At 68.9% G+C, this 3,816-nt stretch carries 3 protein-coding genes; 2 read left to right on the top strand and 1 reads right to left on the bottom strand.

Annotation, left to right across the window (positions count from 1 at the left end; all coding sequences use genetic code 11):
* On the bottom strand, positions 1-1,162 hold a 1,162-nt coding region (locus AB0C69_RS39545; RefSeq protein WP_360361398.1), incomplete at its 3' end, for an oxygenase MpaB family protein.
* A 164-nt stretch (positions 1,163-1,326) separates the two neighbouring features.
* Between AB0C69_RS39545 and AB0C69_RS39540 the strand changes: the two genes are divergently transcribed.
* Entirely contained in the window at positions 1,327-2,016 is a 690-nt protein-coding gene (locus AB0C69_RS39540; protein ID WP_360361395.1) for a TetR/AcrR family transcriptional regulator, read from the top strand.
* A 359-nt stretch (positions 2,017-2,375) separates the two neighbouring features.
* Positions 2,376-3,644, top strand: coding sequence for a hypothetical protein (locus tag AB0C69_RS39535; RefSeq protein ID WP_360361392.1), 1,269 nt, complete (start codon positions 2,376-2,378; stop codon positions 3,642-3,644).
* Positions 3,645-3,816: the final 172 nt, after the last annotated feature.

Here is a 3,816-nt window from a genome sequence, read left to right as displayed (position 1 = left end):
GTGGCGTACAGGCGGCCCGCGTCGTCCCAGGCGAGGCCCTGGACGTTGCGGTGCCCGTGATCTTGAGCAGGCCCTCCTTGATGGCGACGAAGGTCGGCCAGAAGGCCTCGAAGGCCGGGTCCCACACCGGCTCGCGCGGGATCTGCAGCCAGCCGCAGATCTGGTCGCCGAGCATGTAGCGGGTGAGCGCGCCGAGGATGTGCGTGGTGAGGATGCCGCCGTCGATGGTGACGCCGAGGTGGAGCAGGATGTCGGCCAGCTTGACGCCCTCGGGGGTCGGGGCGAGGACCGGGTCGAGGACCTGCGCGGCCTGGGCGTCGGCCTCGTCCCACGAGTTGGGGATGTACTCGTCCAGGATGCCCAGCATGTGCGCGGTCAGCTGCCAGGAGTGCAGGAACGCCGCGGACTCGTCGGCGGGGATCGGCACCTTCCACCGGTTCAGCTGCTTCATGACCGTGGTGGGCAGGCTGTGCCAGGTGACCATCATGTCCGCCTGGCTGATCGGGATCTGCTCGTCGGCGACCTTGGTCCAGTACGGGGACCGCGGCAGCAGGTGGCGCACGCCCGCGTGGGCCAGCCGCGTCTTGACGCAGGTCACGATCATCTCGCCGTCGGGCAGGAACGCGTTCCTGGTGCCGATGTCGTAGCCGAGCTTGGCGGTCTTGGTGATGCGGTCCCTCATGTCCGCGCCGCCCTTGGAGTAGTACACCGCGCGCGCCTCGTGGGGGATGACCGTGCTCATCATCCCGCTGGCGAAGCCGTAGCTCACGCCGAGGTAGGTGCCCCGCTTCTGGTTGAACCTGAACGCGGTGGCGAGCTTCGTCTGGTCGGCCCACGACGGCAGCTGCCGGGCCTTCTCGATGAACGCCCTCAGGTCCGCCGGCAGCCCGGACGGCAGCGCCTGGCCGTTCTTGGTCCAGGTCTTCAGCAGCATGTTGACCTTGGGGACGTCGCCCCGGTCGATCAGCGAGGCGACCAGCGGGTCGGCCTCCTCGTCCCAGACCCACCGCGGGTCGACGCCCTTGCCGGCGCCCACGACCGATCCCTTGGGCGACCACGTCCACAGCGGCCTGGCCTGGGCGGGCGTCGCGACGCTCAGCGCACCGAGCGCCCCGAGCACCCCGCCCGTCATCAGCACGTTGCGCCTGCTGGGTTGTTCCATGCCTTTCCCTCCTCGGGCCGACGACGACTGCTGATACGATGAAACACAACGTGCTTCTGTGTATCAGGGTCTGGCATCATGAGAGCACACGGTGGCTTCGGTCACAAGACCCTTCGTGACGCACATGGACGATTCGGGCAGAATCGGTGTCTCGGGAGGGGATCGTGGAACCTGTGCTGTCGTTCCTCATGGGGTCGTCGGACTCGGGGTCGCTGCTGGAGAGCGTGTACGTCGAGGCCGTCGAACAGGTCGACGACGTGGACGAGACCCGGTCGCGCGTCCTCGACGCGGCCTACGCGCAGTTCTGCCGGATGGGCATCCAGCGCTCCACGATGGACGACGTGGCCCGGCGGGCCGGCGTCTCGCGGATCACCGTCTACCGGCGGTTCGCCACGAAGGACGCCCTGGTGGAGCAGGTGGTGCGGCGGGAGTTCCGCCGCTATTTCGACCGGTTCCTCATCGACATCCGGGAGGCCGAGACGGCCGCCGACCGGGTCGTCCTCGGCTTCGTGAGCTCGCTGCGCGCCATCCGGGGCAATCCCCTGATCGGCGGCCTGATCGCCACGGAACCGGACCTGCTCCTGCCCTCCCTGACCGGTGACGGGGGCCGGACCCTCGCCACCGTTCGGCGGTTCGTCGCCGACCAGCTCCGCCGCGAGCAGCGCGCGGGCAACGTGTCGAGCGACCTGGACGTCGATTTCGTGGCCGAGATGATGGTCCGGATATCCGGCTCGCTCCTGGCGGTCCCCAGCCACATCATCGACCTCGACGACGACGCTCGACTGGCCGCCCTGGCCCACCGCTTCCTCGTCCCGATGCTGGAACCGAGAGAGCCCCGTCTCGACCGTCCCTGACCTGTCGAGGCCGCGGCCGGCCCCCTCGCGCGGCGAAAGGTCGCCGCGGGCGACCCTTGTGACCCTTTCCCGCCGCCATGGAAGAGCCTTCGCGGCGCCGCCACGGCGAACCGTTCCATTTTCCGCCGGGCGGAGCGCCATAGTGAATGAAATGGCGTCGATGTGCGGCTCTGTGTGACGGGAGAGGGCCCTTTGTGATATGGGGCTGACCTGCGTCCACATGGACGGATGCGTAGCGCTGGAAGCTTGACGTCGGGCATTAAGTAAGTACTATGTCTTTTGCGGCAAAGACCGCAAAAGGAACTCAAAGAAAAGGGAAGTGTGTCGCAATGGCGACTAGCTTGAACAAACAAGATAAAATGGAACGAGAGGCCTCGCTGAGGTCGATCCTCGACACCGAAGGGCTCTTCCGGTTCGCGTCGGAAACCGACCGGGAGGCCGTGGCGTCCGCCCTCCGCGACGCGTACGACGCCGCATGGGAGACCATCGCGCCGTTCTACGTCCGGGCCGTCCACCGCATGCTCGGAGACATCCGAGCGGCGGCCGCGAACGGCGCGACCCTCGCGTCGGTCGGCCGCGACGGCGAGAACTGCCGCGTGATCGTCCTCGCCTTCGAGCCGGGGCTGGACATCATCGAGATCCCCATCAACCGGAGCGTCGTCAGGAGCGCACTGGCGGATCTGAAGCGCCACCATGGCAGGACCTTCCCCGAGCTGGACGCCATGCTCGGGACGATGGCGTGGAAGGCCCCCTCCGACGAGGAGATCGTCGACGCCGCTCGGAACCTGACGACACTCCTGCGTCGGCGGGGCCTGCCCGTGGACGAGCCCGAACCGCGGCAGGACGTCATCCTGCTCGACAACGGAATGCGCGGCACGGCCCGTGCGGCCCTGAAGCAGATGTACTGGCCGACCGCCAGGGGAACCCTGGTGCGCGGGCTGTACCTGTTCCGGACGGCGGCGTACTTCGACCCGCACCCGCACGCGGACCGGGGGTACCTGTTCGACCTCGACGCGGCCGGCAGCGACGGTGGCAAGAACCTGCTCGTGCTGCCGGACGACCCGGATCTGGAAGGTCTGACCTTCCGGGCGAACGACGCGCTCGTGGTGATCGAGGTTCTGACCAGCGGGCCGAAACTGACACCCGACCGGATCGACGCCCAGGGCCACCCCGTGCAGGGATGGTTCCGAGACCACCCGCTGACGAAGGGGGTCAATCCGGTGCACCGGTCCGCCCGCTACACGGATCCTCGGGTCCAGGAGGGGGTGCTGCGCGCCGTCCGCGAGGCCATCGGAAATCACGCGCGGTCCGTGGCCCTTCGCGAGCGGCGCGGCGCGGACGTCCAGGAACTGCTGCGCCCCGGCCACGAGCGAATGGTGCGGAACACCCGGGACTGGATCGCCGGAAACCTGGACGCCATGCATCCGGGGCTCCGCGAACTCGTCAGCACGTACTGCTGGCGGACGTCCCTGGGGAGCATGAACGCCAAACTCGCCGACGCCGTCGAAGCCGCCGGCCTGTCCGCCGAAACCGCGCGGACCGTCTGGACGGAGTTCGACGAACTGCGGGATGACACGGCCAGGGAGGCGTTCATCGAGAGGCTGGCCGGTTCGCCGCGAGAAAGCTGATCGTGCGGCGGTCTCACGGCCGGTAACGACCAGGCCCGGCCCGGCTCAGGGCCGGTCCGGGCACTCGACCCGTCCACCCGAAGGCCGGGCGGCGCCCCCCTGCGGCGCCCCGCCCTTTGCCTGCCGCGCCCCCGGGGGGGCCCGAGGCCGTTGGGGGGTTTTACCCGGGCGC

Source organism: Actinomadura sp. NPDC048032 (assembly GCF_040653175.1).
Classification (GTDB): Bacteria; Actinomycetota; Actinomycetes; order Streptosporangiales; family Streptosporangiaceae; genus Spirillospora; species Spirillospora verrucosospora.
This window is presented reverse-complemented; position numbering and strand designations above follow the sequence as displayed.